The 16,271-nt window shown below is 74.8% G+C and carries 10 protein-coding genes; 7 read left to right on the top strand and 3 right to left on the bottom strand.

Annotated elements, in window-relative coordinates; translation table 11 throughout:
• Window positions 1-99 precede the first annotated feature (99 nt).
• Complete coding sequence (locus AB0O82_RS05115) at window positions 100-1,014, top strand: ATP-binding cassette domain-containing protein (protein ID WP_363580342.1); 915 nt, start codon at window positions 100-102, stop codon at window positions 1,012-1,014.
• Entirely contained in the window at window positions 1,011-1,874 is an 864-nt protein-coding gene (locus tag AB0O82_RS05110) for an ABC transporter permease (RefSeq protein ID WP_363580340.1), read from the top strand. The genes AB0O82_RS05115 and AB0O82_RS05110 overlap by 4 nt, the downstream gene beginning before the upstream one ends.
• 19 nt (window positions 1,875-1,893) lie before the next feature.
• Here AB0O82_RS05110 and AB0O82_RS05105 read toward each other — a convergent pair whose 3' ends face one another.
• Window positions 1,894-2,661 carry a tyrosine-protein phosphatase gene (locus tag AB0O82_RS05105; protein ID WP_363580338.1) on the bottom strand — a complete coding sequence of 256 codons (768 nt, stop codon included), beginning with the start codon at window positions 2,659-2,661 and terminating at the stop codon, window positions 1,894-1,896.
• Window positions 2,662-2,948: 287 nt separating this feature from the next.
• On the opposite strand from AB0O82_RS05105, the gene AB0O82_RS05100 reads away from it, so the two are divergent.
• From AB0O82_RS05100 to AB0O82_RS05080, 5 genes are all read left to right on the top strand, one after another.
• On the top strand, window positions 2,949-3,764 hold the full coding sequence (locus AB0O82_RS05100) for a GntR family transcriptional regulator (RefSeq protein WP_363580336.1): 816 nt from the start codon (window positions 2,949-2,951) through the stop codon (window positions 3,762-3,764).
• Window positions 3,765-3,863: 99 nt separating this feature from the next.
• The gene (locus tag AB0O82_RS05095; RefSeq protein ID WP_363580334.1) at window positions 3,864-4,979 is read left to right on the top strand and encodes a helix-turn-helix domain-containing protein; all 1,116 of its coding nucleotides are present in this window, start codon (window positions 3,864-3,866) and stop codon (window positions 4,977-4,979) included.
• A gap of 155 nt (window positions 4,980-5,134) precedes the next feature.
• On the top strand, window positions 5,135-5,869 hold the full coding sequence (locus AB0O82_RS05090; protein ID WP_363580332.1) for a hypothetical protein: 735 nt from the start codon (window positions 5,135-5,137) through the stop codon (window positions 5,867-5,869).
• Between the two features lie 106 nt (window positions 5,870-5,975).
• A complete protein-coding gene (locus AB0O82_RS05085) occupies window positions 5,976-7,994 on the top strand; it encodes a flotillin family protein (RefSeq protein WP_363580330.1) in 2,019 nt (672 codons plus the stop codon).
• Window positions 7,995-8,069: 75 nt separating this feature from the next.
• On the top strand, window positions 8,070-13,004 hold the full coding sequence (locus AB0O82_RS05080) for a DNA repair ATPase (protein WP_363580328.1): 4,935 nt from the start codon (window positions 8,070-8,072) through the stop codon (window positions 13,002-13,004).
• A gap of 54 nt (window positions 13,005-13,058) precedes the next feature.
• Here the strand turns inward: AB0O82_RS05080 and AB0O82_RS05075 are convergent, their stop codons facing one another.
• Window positions 13,059-14,126 (bottom strand): restriction endonuclease, encoded by a 1,068-nt coding sequence (locus AB0O82_RS05075; protein WP_363580326.1) that lies wholly within the window; start codon window positions 14,124-14,126, stop codon window positions 13,059-13,061.
• Window positions 14,127-14,384: 258 nt separating this feature from the next.
• Complete coding sequence (locus AB0O82_RS05070; RefSeq protein ID WP_363580324.1) at window positions 14,385-16,196, bottom strand: FAD-dependent oxidoreductase; 1,812 nt, start codon at window positions 16,194-16,196, stop codon at window positions 14,385-14,387.
• Between the last annotated feature and the right edge of the window lie 75 nt (window positions 16,197-16,271).

Below are 16,271 nucleotides of genomic sequence, written 5' to 3'. Positions count from 1 at the left end.
ATCGGCCCGAGGGCGTAATCCCCCGGGCCAGTGCGGCGGCCGGCGTTGTGGCCCGCGGCCCGATGCCCAGCCGGGGCCTCGGACGGCACCGTTGTCCCCGTGATCGAGATCGAGCGACTGACCAAGCGGTACGGCGCCACCACGGCCGTCGACCAGTTGACCTTCACCGTCCGGCCGGGCACCGTCACCGGCTTCCTCGGCCCCAACGGCGCCGGCAAGTCCACCACGCTGCGGATGATCCTGGGGCTGCACACCCCGACCGAGGGGTCCGTCACCGTGGACGGCGCGCCCTTCGCGGACCGGCCGCGCGGACTGCGCCACGTCGGCGCCCTGCTGGACGCCCAGGACGTGCACGGCGGGCGCAGCGCCCGGGCCCACCTGTCGGCGCTCGCCCGCGGCAACCGCATCCCGCTCCGGCGGGTGGACGAGGTGCTCGCCGAGGTAGGCCTCGGCAAGGCCGCCGGGCGCCGGATCGGCGGCTACTCGCTGGGCATGAAGCAGCGGCTCGGCATCGCCGGCGCGCTGCTCGGCGACCCGCCGGTGCTGCTGTTCGACGAGCCGCTCAACGGCCTCGACCCGGAGGGCGTGCTGTGGGTGCGCGGCCTGTTCCGCCGCCTCGCCGAGGAGGGGCGGACGGTCTTCGTCTCCAGCCACATGATGGCCGAGATGGAGCACACCGCCGACCGGCTGGTGGTGATCGGCCGGGGCCGGCTGATCGCGGACGAGAGCCTGGCGGAGTTCTCCGCCCGCAACGCCGTCACCAGCGTGGCCGTCCGGACGCCCGAACTGCCTTCGCTCGCCGAGGTGTTGCGGACCGAAGGGGCGGCCGTACGGCAGGCGCAGGAGCCGGACGGCGCGGTGGTGACCGGGCTGCCCGCGGCCCGGATCGGCGAACTCGCCCTGCGGCACGGCCTGGTGCTGCACGAGCTCGCCACCCGCACCTCGTCCCTGGAGTCGGCGTTCATGTCCCTGACCGCCGACAGCGTCGAATACCCGGCAGGAGATGCCCGATGAGTACCGCCACCCTCGCCCCCGCCCGCCCCCGCACCCGCCCGGCCGAACCGCGGCCCCGGTTCGGCGACCTGCTTGCCGCCGAGTGGATCAAACTGCGCTCGCTGCGGTCCACGTACTGGGTGCTGGCGCTCGCCTCGCTGGCCGCGATCGTGGTCAACCTGAACGCCGTCCACACCGACCTCACCTACATCGACCACCCCCGCCCGCCGGTGCCCGGCTTCCCGCCGTACCGGTACGACCCGCTCTTCCACGGCCTCAGCAGCATCTCCGGCGCCCTGATGGCCGTCGCGGCCGGCAGCCTCGGCGCGATCACCGTGTTCGGCGAGTACACCACCGGCATGATCCGCACCACCTTCGCCGCGGTGCCCGACCGGCGGGGCGTGGCCGTGGCCAAGGTGGTGCTGGTCGCCGGCCTCACCTCGCTCGCCGGGGCGGTGGTGTCCGCGGTGTCCTTCTTCGGCAGCAACGCCATGCTGGCCTCCCGGCACGTCGGGCTCTCCATCACCGACGAGGGTTGCCTGCGGGCCGTCCTCGGCTACGCGGCGATCGTGCCCGTCTGCGCGCTGATCGGGATGGCCCTCGGCGCCCTGCTGCGGCACGCCACCGCTTCGATCGTCTCGCTGGTCATGCTGCTGTTCATCGTGCCGATGCTGTTCGGCGGCGACCGCTACCGCTGGCTGAAGGAGATCGGCAACCACCTGCCGCTCGCCGCCGAGGGGAGGCTGACGATCAACCCCAACTCCTCGACGACGATGGGCAAGTACGCGCCGAGCGTGCTCGACTCCTGGATCACCCTGGGCGCCTGGGCGGCCGTCGCGCTGGCGGCGACGGTGGTCCTGATGCGGCGGCGGGACGTCTGAGCCGGACGGAAGCCGGGTGTCAGACGGCCGAGGCCGCCGCGGCGGCCGCCTTGGCGCGGAAGGCGCCGAGGGTGGCGGCGGGGACGCCGCAGGCCGGGAGGAAGGCCTCGGCGCCGCCGTGGCGGGTGCGGACGCGGTCGAGGAAGACGGCCATGGCCTCCGCCGGGGCGTCGAGGAGCGGGGCGGGGATGGTGAGTTCGCGGCCCTCGGAGTCGGTGACCCGGGCGCCGCGGGCGTTGAGCGCGGTGCGGTGGCGCTCGGAGAGGCCGGCGAAGATCTGCGGCAGGGCGTCGGCGGTGCGGGCGTAGTCGGCGACGATCCGCTCGGCGGGCACGCCGAGGAGGTCCAGCAGCAGGGCGGTCAGCAGGCCGGTGCGGTCCTTGCCGGCGGCGCAGTGCAGGAGGACAGCGCCCGGGCGGGCGGCGGCCTCGACGGCGGCGGTGACGGCCTCGGGCGCGGACTCGGCCAGCAGCACGTAGTAGTCGCCGAGGTCGGCGGCGGTGGCCATGGTGCGCATCCGGGCGGCGAGGCCGTCGCCGGTGGGGTTCACCGGGGCGGCGACGACGGCTATCCCGGCGGCCTCGGCGGCGGCCCAGTCGGCGGGGTCGGTCTCACGGGTGTCGCGCAGGTCGACGATGGTGCGGATGTCGCAGGCGCGCAGCTGGGCGACGGTGGCCTCGTCGGCGGCCGGGAACGGCTGGGCGGAGCGGTACAGCACGCCGGGGCGGATCCGCCGGCCCTCGGGGTCGCCGAGGACGGCGGAGTCGCGGAAGTTGACCAGGGACATGCGCGGGGCCTTTCGGTGGGGCCGTGGGGAGGGGCCGGGCATCCAGACGTGCATCAAGACATCTAGATGTCTAGTCCCTCCCCGGGGTGCGGGGCAAACCACAGCCACCCGCACCCCTCCATCCCACCCCCGCCGACCGGTCCCGTCGACCGGAGGGAGGGGACGGGGCGGGCGGGCGGCGGGCCCCGCGGTGGACGGGCCGCGGGGCCCGGCCGTGGGCTGGCTGCGGGCCCGGCCGTGGGCGGGCTGCGGGCGGCGGCGGGCTCGGGGTTCGTAGGATCGGGCATGTGGCGACGAACCCTCCCAACACCCCGCTCTACCGACGGCTGGCCCGGCGGCTCCAGGAACGGATCGACGCCGGCGCGTACCCGGCGGGCGCCCGGCTGCCGAGCGAGCCCGAGCTGAGCGCCGAGTTCGGGGTGAACCGGCTGACCGTCCGGCAGGCGGTGGCGGAGCTGGAGCGGGCCGCCGTGGTGGAGATCCGGCGGGGCGTGGGCACGTTCGTCCGCCCGCCGGCCGTCCGCGTCTCGATCGCGGTGGACCCGCGCAGCCAGCGCTTCGACCTGGGCAGCGTGCACGCCGCACTCCCCGACACCGGCGACGGCGAGTTCGTGCTGGGCACCCCGCCGGTGGCCGGGTCGGCGGAGGACGAGGAGGCGGCCCGGCAACTGGGCCGGGCGCCGGCCGAGCTGTCCCGGGTGGACACGGTGATCCGACTCGGCGGGCGGGCCCGGGCCGTGTGCAGCTACTGGGTGCCGTTCGGCCCGCTGCCGGACGCCCTGGTGCGGCCCGGCCGGCCCGGGAACCTGGTGCTGGACCTGGCCCGCGCGGCCGGGGTGGAGCTGGAGTACGACTGGCGGGCGTTCGGCGCGATCGGCGCGGACCTGGCCGACGCCGAGCTGCTGGGCGTCCCGCCGGGCACCCCGCTGCTGGTCCGCGAGGGGGTCAGCTGCACCCCGGACGGCGCCCCGGCGCTGTACGTCCGGCGGCGGATCGACGGCAGCAGCGCGCGCTTCGTCCTGAACTTCCGCGAGCCCCGGCCGGAGCCGCCTGCCGACCCTGCGGCCGACCTGCCGCCCGGACCTCCGCCCGGCCCGCGATAGCGCCAGGTCAGCCGCCCACCCCGCACCGTTCGGCGTCGTATCGATCCTGCTAAAGTTCCGCGCCGGATCATCACGCGTCACGGGGGGCGGAGTACCGCGGTGTCCGAGGGGACCGAGCACGACATACCCACCGAACTCGCCGAGGTCTACCTCGGGCTGCTCGCCGACGCCTCCCGCACCGGGAGGCTGCTGCGCCGGGACGAACTGGAGTGCCTGCGCACGCTGGGCGAGCACTGCGCCGAGGCCGGGTACGGGCTGCGCGACGTCGTCGCGCACTGCCTGGCGGCCACCCGGCGGGCCTGGCAGGTGCTGCCGGGCATCACGGCGGCGGGCGGCGTCGGGGAACTGCGCCGGATCGGCGACGCCGTGCTCGCGGCGACCGAGGCCGCACTGGCCGCGCTCGGCGAGGGACACGAGCGCGCGCAGCGCATGGCGGTCCGCCAACAGGAGTCCGCGCGGCGCGAGTTCATCGACGACCTGCTGTACGGCCGCAGCGACCTGGGCCTGCTGGCGGAGCGCGCCGAGCGGTTCGGGCTGCGGCTGGCGGGCTCGTACGCGGTGGCGGTGGCCGTCGGCGACACGCCGTACGCGGACGTCCACCCGCTGGTGCACCGGGTGGAACGGGAGCTGGTCGGGCGGTTCGGCGAGCGGGACGTCCTGCTCGCCGGCAAGGACGGCCGGCTGGTGTGCATCGCCCCGGACACCGAACGCGCCGTCCTGGAGGCCTTCGCCGACCTGGCGCTGCGCCCCGGCCCCGGCTACCGCCCGGTGCTGCGGGTGGCCACCGGGCGCCGGCACTCGGGGGCCACCGGGGTGCTGCGCAGCTACGAGGAGGCGCTGGGCGCGCTGGACTACGCGGACCGGCTGGACCTGCCGGCGCGGCAGCTGAAGGCCGAGGAACTGCTGGTCTTCCCGGTGCTGATGCGCGACCGGGCGGCGATGGCCGACCTGGTGCGCAGCGTGCTGGGCCCGCTGACCGAGGCGCGCGGCGGCGCCCGCCCCCTGCTGGACACCATCGCGGTGCAGGCGGAGGCCGCGTACGTGAACGCGGAGGCGGCCCGGCGGCTGGGGCTGAGCGTGCGCACGCTCGGCTACCGGCTGGAGCGGATCAAGGCGCTGACCGGCTACGACCCGTCGGACGCCCTGCAACGGTTCACCCTGGAGACGGCGGCGATGGGGGCCCGGTTGCTGAACTGGCCGGAGCAGCCGCTGTAGGCGCCGGCCAAACGCCCCCGGGCGGTGCGTTCCAGGGTGTCAAAGGGCCGTAAAGATTGCCGGATCCTGGCAATGTGCGAACGACCCCTCCGCTGTCACGATCTCCATGGCGCCGAGGTGCGGTGCCGTGGGAACAGCGGGGGAGCGTGGCCGGGATGGGGGGATTCGTCGCGGCCGCGCTGGCTTTTCCGACGGCGCTGTTCAGCTTCGCGCTGGTGGTGGTGGTCGGGTACTGGCTGCTGATGCTGGTCGGCGGCCTGGGGTTCGACGCCCTGCACGGGGGACACGGCGTCGGGCATGCCGGTCACGTCGGCCATGCCGGTCACGCGGGCGACCTGGGCCACGGTGCCGGGGGGCACGCGACCCACGGGGGGCACGGGGGACACGGGGCCCAGGACGGGCACGGCGCCGACGGCGGGGGCGCCCACCACCACGGAGGCGTGCTGGGCGCGCTGGGGCTGGGCGGGGTGCCCGTGACGGTGGCGGTGTCGCTGCTGGTCGCGCTCGCCTGGTTCGTCAGCCTGGCCGGCACCGTCCTCACCTCGGGGGCACCGGCGCGCGGCGGCGTGTTCGCCGTCGCGCTGGTCGCCTCCTGGGCGGGCACCCGGCTGCTGGTCCGGCCGCTGTCCCGGCTGTTCCCCGAGGACCGTCCGGCGACCAGGGGGGACTTCGTCGGCCGCGTCTGCGTGATCCGCACCGGCCGGGTGACGGCCGACTTCGGGCAGGCGGAGGTCACCGCCGAGGACGGCTCCACCGCGACCGTCCAGGTCCGCACGCTCACCGAGGAGCCCGGGCTGGCGGCCGGCCGCACCGCCCTGATCTTCGACTACGACGCCGACGGCGAGCACTTCCTGGTGGCGCCGTTCGACCCGGCGCTACCGGGCGGCTGACTCCCCCGGGCGTCCCCTTACCCTCTTTCACCCCGTTTGTCTCGCTCGTTCCGCTTTCGTCCGCTCGACTTCGCACCATCTCGTCATCTCGTCAAAGGACTCCGTGATGGACACCATCGCCGTGGGTTTCGGCATTCTCGTCGCCGTCGTACTGCTCATCGTGCTCGCCATGCTGCTGTTCGTGGGCCGCTTGTTCCAGAAGGTCGAGCAGGGCAAGGCGCTGATCGTCTCCCGCACCAAGAAGGTGGACGTCACCTTCACCGGCGCGATCGTCCTCCCGGTGCTGCACAAGGCCGAGTTGATGGACATCTCGGTGAAGACGGTGGAGATCCACCGCGCCGGCCGGGACGGGCTGATCTGCCGGGACAACATCCGGGCGGACATCCGGATCTCCTTCTTCGTGCGGGTGAACAAGACCGTCGAGGACGTCATCAAGGTCGCGCAGGCCATCGGCACCGCCCGCGCCAGCGACCCGTCCGCGATCCAGGAGTTCTTCGCGGCCAAGTTCGCCGAGGCGCTGAAGACCGTCGGCAAGCAGCTCGACTTCACCGACCTCTACACGCACCGGCACGAGTTCCGGGACCAGATCATCGCGGTCATCGGCACCGACCTCAACGGCTACACCCTTGAGGACGCGGCCATCGACCACCTCGAACAGACCCCGATGAACCAGCTGGACTCCGACAACATCCTCGACGCCCAGGGCATCCGCAAGATCACCGAGCTGACGGCGATCGAGCACGTGCGCACCAACGAGTACCAGCGCACCGAGGAGAAGGAGATCACCCGGCAGAACGTGGACGCCCGGGAGGCCGTCCTCGAACTCCAGCGCCGCCAGGCCGACGCCGAGATCCGCCAGCGCCGCGAGATCGAGACCCTGCGGGCCACGGAGGACGCGGTGATCGCCCGGGTCCAGGAGGAGGAGCGGCTGAACGCCCAGACCGCCTTCCTCCGGACCGAGGAACTGCTCGGCGTGCAGCGCGAGAACCAGGCCCGCGAGGTCGCGGTGGCGCAGAAGAACCGCGAGCGGGTGATCGCGGTGGAGAACGAGCGGATCGAGAAGGACCGTCTGCTGGAGGTCATCGGCCGCGACCGGGAGACCGAACTCGCCACCATGGCCAAGCAGAAGGAGGTCGAGTCCCGCCGGCGGGAGGTCGCCGACGTGGTCCGCGAGCGGGTGGCGGTGGAGCGGACCGTCGCCGAGCAGGAGGAGGCCGTCAAGACGCTGCGCGCCACCGAGGACGCCGAGCGCACCCGCCGCGCGGTGATCATCCAGGCCGAGGCGCAGGCGCAGGAGAAGCTCGTCAAGGACATCAAGGCCGCCGAGGCCGCCGAGCAGGCCGCCTCGCACAAGGCCCGCGAGTCGCTGGTGCTGGCCGAGGCCCGCCAGCAGGCCGCCGAACTGGACGCCACCGCCAAGATCCGGATGGCCGAGGGCATCCGGGCGGAGGCCGCCGCCGAGGGGCTGGCCCAGGTGCAGGTGCGCGAGCAGGAGGCCGCGGCGGTGGAGAAGGTCGGCCGCGCCGAGGCCGCCGTCCAGGCCGAGAAGGCGAAGGCCGCCGCGCTGGAGATCGGCGCCAAGCTGAAGGCCGAGGCCGAGGGCCTCACCGAGAAGGCCGCGGCGATGGCGAAGCTGGACGAGGCCTCGCGCGGGCACGAGGAGTACCGGCTGCGGCTGGCCGCCGAGAAGGACGTCCGGCTGGCCGGGCTGGACACCCAGCGGCAGATCGCCGAGGCGCAGGCCGCGCTGGTCGCGGCCGGGCTGGAGAAGGCGAAGATCGACATCGTCGGCGGGGACGGGGTGTTCTTCGACCGCCTGGTGCAGTCGGTGACGGCCGCCAAGAGCGTCGACGCCTTCGTCGGGCACTCGCAGACCGCCCAGGCCCTGGCCGGGCCCTGGCTCGACGGCAGTGCCAGCTTCACCGAGGACCTCACCCGGGTGCTGTCCTCGGTGTCCACGGCGGACGTGCAGAACCTGACGGTGTCCGCGCTGCTGATGCGGATGATCGGCGCCGGAGGCGGCGAGCAGGCCGGGCAGTTGCGGCAACTGCTCACCTCAGCGCAGAAGTTGGGGATCGCCGAGACGTCGATCGGGGCGCTGGCGTCGGTCAACGGCTCCAAGTGAGCGCCTGAGTCGCCTGAGTCGCCTGAGTACCCGATCTCCTGAGCAGTCGAGAAACCGAGTAGTTGAGGAACTGACGTGGTGGACGCCCTCGCCGCCCGGCTCGACGCCGGCACCTATGAGGTCCTGCGCGGCCGACTCGCCCGGTCCGCCGCCGAACTCGCCGACCGCGCGCAGGCGTTGAACGCCCGCCGGGTCGAGGAGTTCGGCGGCGGGGAGCTGCGGCTGGTCGGCACCGGCCGGCTCACCACCGGCCGGGCCTGCCTCCCGCAGGACCTCACCGCCGCCGGTGGGCTGCTGCTGCTCGGCACCCGCCCGGGCAGCGCGCCCGACACCGCCGCCTCCGCTTCCACCGTCTCCGCCACCATCTCCGCCTCCGGCTCCGTTTCCGCCGGCGCCCCGTCCGAGGGCTCCCCGGGTGCCGGGCCGCTCGGCGAGGTCCTGAGCGTCCACCACCCCGACCTCACCCCCGCCCCCACCGAGGGCACGCTGCTGGACGACCCGCGCCTGCGCCAGGACCTCGCCGACCTGCACCGCTACTTCCGCGACGCCCGACTGGAACGGCTGCGCCCCGTCAGCGGCCGCCTGCTCGCCGTCTTCCGCACCGGCCCCGCCGCCGCCGACGTCCGGGTGCTGCGCTGGCGCCCCGTCGACGACCTCGCCGACGACGGGCACCCCGCCTACCAGGACGGGCGCGGCGAACGCGACCACACCGCCGCCGACGGCCAGCAGCTCGCCTGGACCACCCTCACCCGGGACGACCAGCTGCCCGCCGCCCCCGGCAGCCCACCGCGCGCCGACCTCGGCGGCGAACTCCGGCTCGGCATCGACGGCGGCCGGTTGACCGTCACCGCCCCCGACGGCCGCGAGCTGCACCGCGAACCCCTCGCCGAGGCCCTGCAGACCCTCGCCGACGCCCAGATCGCCCACGCCCGGCTCGGCACCCTGCTGCTGGTGCGCGTGCGCCCGTACCAGGAGGAGACCGTCCGGCACCTGGTCTGCCACCTGCCCACCGGCCGGGTCACCCGGATCGACGCACTCGGCCAGGCCTGCCTGCGGCTGCCCGCCGACCAGGGCGTGGCCTTCCCCGGCGGCTGCCACCTCGCCGACGGCACCGTGCGCAGCTACGACCAGCCGGTGGACGGCCTGGCCTACGAGCGCACCCTCGTCTCGCCCAACGGTGAGGACGTGCTGTACGAGTTCCGCTCCCCCGCCGACGGCCGCGCCCTGCTCCAGCCGTACAACAGCGTCCGCCAGGAGGCCGCCGCCCCGCTGCCCTGCCAGGGCTACGCGCTGCTCGCCGACGGCACCCTGATCGCCCTCCGCCCGGCCGAGGACGGGCCCACCCGGCTGCACCCCGTCCAGCTGTGGCAGACCCCGTTCACCAGCGAGCGCCACGCGGCCGCGCAGCCGCCCGGCACCGGCCCGCTCGCCCGGATCGGCAACGCCGACCTCGTCCGCGGCCTCGCCGACTGCCTCTCCCTGGCCCGGCTCGCCGCCGCCGGCGCCGACACCCCGGCCGGCCACCAGGCCGTCCTCGCCGCCTGCACCCGCACCGCCGACCGGCACCACTGGCTGGGCCAGCCCGGCCTCGGCGACCTCGCCGCCCCGCTCGCCGAGATCCGCGACACCGCCCGGCAGGTCATCGCCGAGTACGAGGCCGTCGCCGAACTCACCGCGCACGCCGCCCGGCAGACCGAACAGGCCACCGAGCACGTCGAAGGCCTGCTGCGCACCGCCCGCGGCGAGACCCTCGCCGACGCCGCCGAATGGGTCGACCGGCTCGCCGGGCTGCGCCGCGCCCAGGGTCGGATCGAGGCGCTGCGCGACCTGCCGCGCGCCGACCCCGCCCGGATCGACGCGCTCGCCGCCCACCTCGCCGACGGCCTGACCGAGGCCGCCGCCCGAGCCGTCGGACACCTCGCCGAACCCGAGGCCTTCGCCCCGCACCGCCGGCGCGCAGGCGAACTCGCCGACCGCTGCGCCGCCCTCGCCACCGCCGCCGAAGCCGAGCCGCTGGGTCTCCAGATCTCCGAGCAGAGTGAGGCGTTGCAGACCGTCTCGGAGCTCGTAGGCACCCTCGACCTGGCCGACGCCACCACCCGCACCGCCATCCTCGACCGGCTCGCCGACGTCCTCGGGCTGCTCAACCGCGCCCGCGCCGCCCTCACCGTCCGCCGCCGCGACCTGCGCACCCGCGAGGCCGCCGCCGAGTTCGCCGCCGAAACCGCCCTGCTCGCCCAGGCCACCACCGCCGCGCTCGCCGCCGCCGACACCCCCGAGGCCTGCGACGACCAGCTCGGCCGACTCCTGCTGCGGATCGAACAGTTGGAGACCCGCTTCGCCGACGCCGACCCGGCGCTGGGCGAACAACTCGCCGACCGGCGCACCGGAATCCACGACGCCCTCACCGCCCGCCGCCAGCACCTGCTGGAGGAACGGGCCCGCCGCGCCGACCGGATCGCCGCCTCCGCCGAACGCATCCTCGACACCCTGCACCGGCGGCTCACCGCCCTCGACACCGCGGCCGAGATCGACGCCGCCCTCGCCGCTGACCCGACCGCCGTCAAACTCCGCGACCTCGCCGCCCAGTTGACCTCGCTCGGCGACCGGGTCCGGGCCGAGGAGCTGACCGGACGGCTGCGCGCCGCCCGCAGCCGCGCCCACCGGGCCCGGCGCGACCGCGCCGAACTCGCCGGCGACGGCCCCGGCACCCTGCGGCTGGGCCGCCACCTGTTCGCCGTCACCACCCAGCGGCCCGAACTCACCCTCGTCCCCTGGCGCGGCCGCCCCGCCTTCACCCTCACCGGCACCGACTACCGCTCCCCCGTCACCGACCCGGCGTTCGCCGCCACCGAGCGCTACTGGGGCCGGCCGCTGCCCTCCGAGACCCCCGCGCTCTACCGGTCCGAATACCTCGCCGCCAGCCTGCTACTGGCCGCCGAACCGGACGGGCTGGACGCCCTGCGCGACACCCTGCGCACCGAGGACGACCTGCTGGAGTTCGTCCGCCGCGCCGCCGAACAGCGCCCGGACGAGGGCTACCAGCGCGGCGTCCACGACCACGACACGGCGCTACTGCTCCGCGCCCTGCTCGAACTCCACGCCGAGGCAGGCCTGTTGCGCCACCCGGCGGCCGCCCGGGCGGCCGCGCAGCTGTACTGGGCGCACGGCGCCGACGAGCGGCAGCGACTGGTCTGGCACACCCGGGCCCGCTCGCTCGCCCTCGCCCTCACCCTCGCCCGGCAGGCCTTCGTCGCCGCACCGGACCCGACCGCGCCGGGCCCGACCGCTCCGAACCCGACAGCATCGGACCCGACCGCGCCGGACCCCACCGCGCCGGCCCCGGCCGCACCCGCGGCCCTGGCCGCGCTTTCCGTCCTGTCCGACGAACTGAGCTCCGCCGTCACGGAGTTCACCTCGCACCCGCAGCCCGCCGGCCCGTACCTGGTGGCCGAACTCGCCGCCGCCACACCCACGTTCGCGTACGCGCCGGGGGCCGCCGCGCTGCTCGACAAGTTCCACGCCGCACCCGAATCCGTCGGCCTCACCGAAGCGCTGGCCGCACTGCCCGCCGAACCCGCCCTGCTGCCCGCCAGGCGCCAACTCGCCCAGGCCTGGCTGGAGTCGAGCGCCGTCGACGCCCACCCCGGAGACCTCGCCGAGGCCGCCGCCGCGCTCCTCTGCCCGTCCCTGCCACGCCGACCCGCCGAAGGCGCCGCCACCACCCGCCTCACCGGACTGCTCGGCGACCACCCCCGGCTCCCGGGCGGCGCGCTCGACCTTCGCCTCGACGAACTCCTGACCCGCGTCGCCGAGTTCGCCGCCACCGAGGCCCCCGGACACCGCGCCTACCAGCGGCTGCGCGCCGACCTGCTGGCCGCCGAGCACACCCGGCTACGACTCGACCAGTACCGGCCGGCCCCGCTCAACGGCTTCGTCCGCAACCAGCTCATCGACCAGGTCTACCTGCCGCTGGTCGGCGACAACCTCGCCAAACAGCTCGGCACCGCCGACGCCGGCGGACCGGTCGACCGCAGCGGCCTGCTGCTCCTGGTCTCCCCGCCCGGCTACGGCAAGACCACCCTCGTCGAGTACCTCGCCGAACGGCTCGGCCTGCTGCTGGTCACCGTCAGCGGCCCCGCGCTCGGCCACCGGGTCACCTCCCTCGACCCCGCCGAGGCCCCCGACGCCACCTCCCGCCGCGAGATCGAGAAGCTCAACTTCGCCCTGCACGCGGGCGACAACGTGCTGCTCTACCTCGACGACGTCCAGCACACCTCGCCCGAGCTCCTCCAGCGCTTCATCCCGCTCTGCGACGCCCAGCGCCGGATCGACGGGGTGTGGGACGGCGAGGCCCGCGAGTGGGACCTGCGCGGCAAGCGCTTCGCCGTCGTCATGGCCGCCAACCCGTACACCGAGTCCGGCCGCCTCTTCCGACTGCCCGACATGCTCGCCAACCGCGCCGACGTCTGGAACCTCGGCGACGTCATCGCCGGGCGCGAGGACCTCTTCGCGCTCAGCTTCGTCGAGAACGCGCTGCCCGCCAACCCGCACCTGGCCCCGCTCGCCACCGCCGACCGCGCCGACCTGGACACCCTGCTGGCCCGCGCCACCGGCACCCCGGGCGGCACCCTCGCGGGTGCCTGGCCCGCCGCCGAGGCCGACCGGATGACCGCCGTCCTCGCCGGACTGCTCCACCTGCGCGGCACCGTCCTCGCCGTCAACCGGGCCTACCTGGCCTCCGCCGCCCAGGACGACCGCACCCGCACCGAACCCCCGTTCCTCCTCCAGGGCTCCTACCGCAACATGGCCAAACTCGCCCAGCGCCTCGACCCGGCCCTCACCCGCCCCGAACTCGACGCCCTCCTCACCGACCACTACCGCGCCGAAGCCCAGCCCCTCGGCGCCGACGCCGAAGCACAACTGCTGAAGCTGGCCGAACTCCGAGGCGGCCTCACCCCCGCCCAGGCCACCCGCTGGGAGGAGCTCAAGCGCACGTGGCGGGGGTGACGCGCCCGGCGGCGCTCCCCGCGTCAGCGGCCGGTTCGACCCCTCGGCGCCGCGCTACGGGGTCGACGCCTCGGCGTCGCGCTGGGGGGTCGACGCCTTGGCCAGCGGGGTCCGCCGCTCCGCCCAGGACACCAGCATCTCGCGGTCGATCAAGGTCGCGCCCACCGTCGGCAGGGCGGCGAACTCGCGCGCCGGCTTCGAGAACCCGCGGTTCGTCACGATGAGGATGATCCCGGCCTGGAACACCGCCCTGGCGCCGCCGAGCGCGTGCTGCACGACCGGCTGGCCGACCGTCGCCCTCGGGTCACCGGAGTGCTTGCACTGCACCATGAACGGGACGTTCAGGTCGGTGACCCCGAGGACGTCGCCGCCCATGTCACCGGCGCCGCCCTGCACCCGCGTGACGGTGAACCCGTCCCGTTCCAGCAGCGCCGCAACGGTGTGCTCGAAGGTCGTGAAGTGACCGTCGTCGATCTGCCCCAGGGTGATCGTGCTGCGCTTGGAGAACGCCTCGGTGGACATCCTTTCGTCGAGCATCCTCTCGTCGAACGTCCTTCCGTCCACCGTCCCGTCATCGTCCCGGTGCCACTGACGGCGGCCGAGCTTCGCGACCACCTCGACAGCGACGGCCCGCGCCTGCCGGTCGATCTCACCGAGGCCGAGGCCGTCCGCATCCCCCGGGGGCGCGGCCTCGCCACCGCTCTCCGCCGCCGCCTCACCCAGGCGTCCGGCCCAGTAGTGGCGCTCGAGGCCGCCGAGAGTCCTCCGCAGGCCGCACAGGTCGCGCTGCCACCCGTGGATCCGCAGCGCCAGCGATCCCAACCACTGGTCCAGGTCCGGGGGCGCCGGAAAGAGGCTGAGCTCCTCGGCCCGCACAGCCGCCCGCTCGATCAGGTCCACGGTGTCGATCACCGTCTCGATCAGATCGACGGTGTCGCGGAGCGACCGCCGGAACCCCTTCGCGCCGACGGTGTGCCGGACGAGCACCATCGACTCACTGCGGTACAGGTCGTCGAACCGGTCACGGTCCCGCTCGTACGAGAGCCACCGCTCCAGGGCCTCGACCGCCTGATCCACGAACCACCGCAGGTCGCCGTGCTCGTCGTCCTCGTACTCGTACATTCCGCCCCTCCCGTGAGCCACCGGGGGAAGCCTAGGCAACGGGTCCGACACTGCGAGCGGCGTCGTCCGACCGGCTGGCCGACGATCCGGCTGGGCAGCTGATCGGATCGCCGGCCGAAGCGAGTCAAAAAAATATGTAGACCGGTCTACATTTAACTGTTTGCTCGGACAGGCCGACTTCCTGTGCACGGCGCGCCAGGATTAAGTAGACCGAGCGACATATTCTTTCGCGCCGACCAGCGCCAACCCGCTGCCCGCCTACCGCCGACGGGCAGCCGCCAGCAGGGCGGGGACGGTGGCGAGCTTGACGCGGGGGCGGCCCTCGGCCTCGCCCCGGGCGCGCTCCGCCCGCTCCACGGCGCGCAGTCCCTTGAGCCCGACGGCGTCCGGGCGACGGTGGCGGACGAGGCGGTCGAAGTCCGCGCGGCTCGCCGCCGGGGCGGCCAGCGCGTGGGCCGCCGCATCGTCCAGGAGCGCGTCCACGGTCTCGCGGGCGCACGCCCGGTTGGCGCCGATCCCCCCGGACGGCCCGCGCTTGGCCCACCCCACCACGTACGTCCCTGGCAGCGGCCGCCCCGTCGCCGGGTCCACGACCCGCCCGCCCCGGTGCGCGACCGTCGCCGCCCGCTCGTCGAAGGGCAGCCCGGGCACCGGTACGCCCCGGTGCCCTATGGAGCGCACCACCAGGCCGGCCAGCAGCGTGTCCGCCTCCCCGGTCGGCTCGGCTGCCCGGCCGCCCGCGAGGGTGGTCCGGGCGACGGTCAGGCCCGTCACCCGCCCGCCCCCGGTGGACGCGCTGGGCCCGCCGGGTTCACCGGGTTCGCCGGGTTCGCCTGGCGGGGTGAACGCGGTGAGCGCGGTCGGCGCGGACAGGAAGCGCAGCACGATCCGCCGGCCCGGCGCCGGCCCGGCACCCCCGTCGAACGGCACCAGCGGCAGCCCGGCGAGCAGTGCGGCCCGCGCGTCCGACGCGGTCGGCGCAGCGGCCGTTCCGGCGGTCGGCGCAGCGGCCGCCCCGTCCTCCGTCCCGTCGGCCGGCGCGGCGATCGCCCTGGTGGCCGCCTCGATCGCCGCCCGCACCTCCGGGTGGTCCTCGACCACCACCTCGACGCCCGGCAGTTGCCGCAGCGCCAGGAACTCCGCCTTGGTCCAGGCGGCTTCGGCGGGCCCGCGCCGGGCGAGCAGCACGACTTCCCGCACCCGGCTGCGACGCAGTGCGGCGAGGGCGTGGTCGGCGATGTCGGTGGTGGCGAGCCGGTCAGGGTCGGTGAGCAGGATGCGCGCGATGTCGACGGCGACGTTGCCGTTGCCGATGACGACCACCCGTTCGGCGCCGGGCCCGGACAGCTCCACCGCGTCGGCGGGCACGGTCGGTTGGGCGTTGTACCAGCCGACGAAGGTGGTCGCGGGAAGGCTGCCCGGAAGGTCCTCGCCGGGGATGCCGAGCCGCCGGTCGGCGGCCGCGCCGACGGCGTACACGACGGCGTGGTGGTGGGCGGCGAGTTCCTCGTGGGTGAGGTCGGTACCGATGTCCACGTTGAGGTGCATCCGCAGCCTGGGGTCGTGGAAGACGCCGGCGAAGCTGTCCGCGATGCGCTTGGTGGACTGGTGGTCGGGCGCGACCCCGTGCCGCAGCAGGCCGCCGGTGACGGGCAGCCGGTCGATCATGGTGATCTCGGCGCCGGTGCTGCGCAGCAGTTCCTGCGCGGTGTACCCGGCGGACGGGCCGGTGCCGACGATGGCGACGCGCAGCGTGCCGATCCCGCCGGGCAGGCTGCGCGGGAAGGTGGGAGCGCGCCAGGCGTGGTCGTTGGGGTGGTCGCGGTACCAGTCGCGGTTGAGGTCGCCGAACACGGTGTCGGGCCCGCGCAGCCGGTCGACGGGGAACACCGCGTCCACAGGGCAGGCATCGGCGCAGGCGCCGCAGTCGATGCAGGCGGCCGGGTCGATGTACAGCATGTCGGTGGTGCCGAACTCCGGTTCGTCCGGGGTCGGGTGGATGCAGTTGACCGGGCAGACGGACACGCACGAGGCGTCGTTGCAGCAGGTCCGGGTGATCGCGTAGGCCATGGCCGGGGTGGGGTCCCTCGCTACAGGTGGTGAAGTGCGGGAGTCGGAGCCTTTGTTGACGTGCCGCGTTTGACG

The organism is Kitasatospora sp. NPDC088264 (assembly GCF_040685715.1).
Lineage (GTDB): Bacteria > Actinomycetota > Actinomycetes > Streptomycetales > Streptomycetaceae > Kitasatospora.
The sequence above is the reverse complement of the archived record's forward strand: the minus strand, read 5'-3'. Positions and strand labels throughout refer to the sequence as shown.

Bases quoted from the DNA above. Each gene is read 5' to 3' on its own strand.
- AB0O82_RS05110 (WP_363580340.1), top strand. From the start codon at position 1,011: ATGAGTACCGCCACCCTCGCCCCCGCCCGCCCCCGCACCCGCCCGGCC.
- AB0O82_RS05070 (WP_363580324.1), bottom strand. From the start codon at position 16,196: ATGGCCTACGCGATCACCCGGACCTGCTGCAACGACGCCTCGTGCGTG.
- AB0O82_RS05075 (WP_363580326.1), bottom strand. From the start codon at position 14,126: ATGTACGAGTACGAGGACGACGAGCACGGCGACCTGCGGTGGTTCGTG.
- AB0O82_RS05105 (WP_363580338.1), bottom strand. From the start codon at position 2,661: ATGTCCCTGGTCAACTTCCGCGACTCCGCCGTCCTCGGCGACCCCGAG.
- AB0O82_RS05090 (WP_363580332.1), top strand. From the start codon at position 5,135: ATGGGGGGATTCGTCGCGGCCGCGCTGGCTTTTCCGACGGCGCTGTTC.
- AB0O82_RS05085 (WP_363580330.1), top strand. From the start codon at position 5,976: ATGGACACCATCGCCGTGGGTTTCGGCATTCTCGTCGCCGTCGTACTG.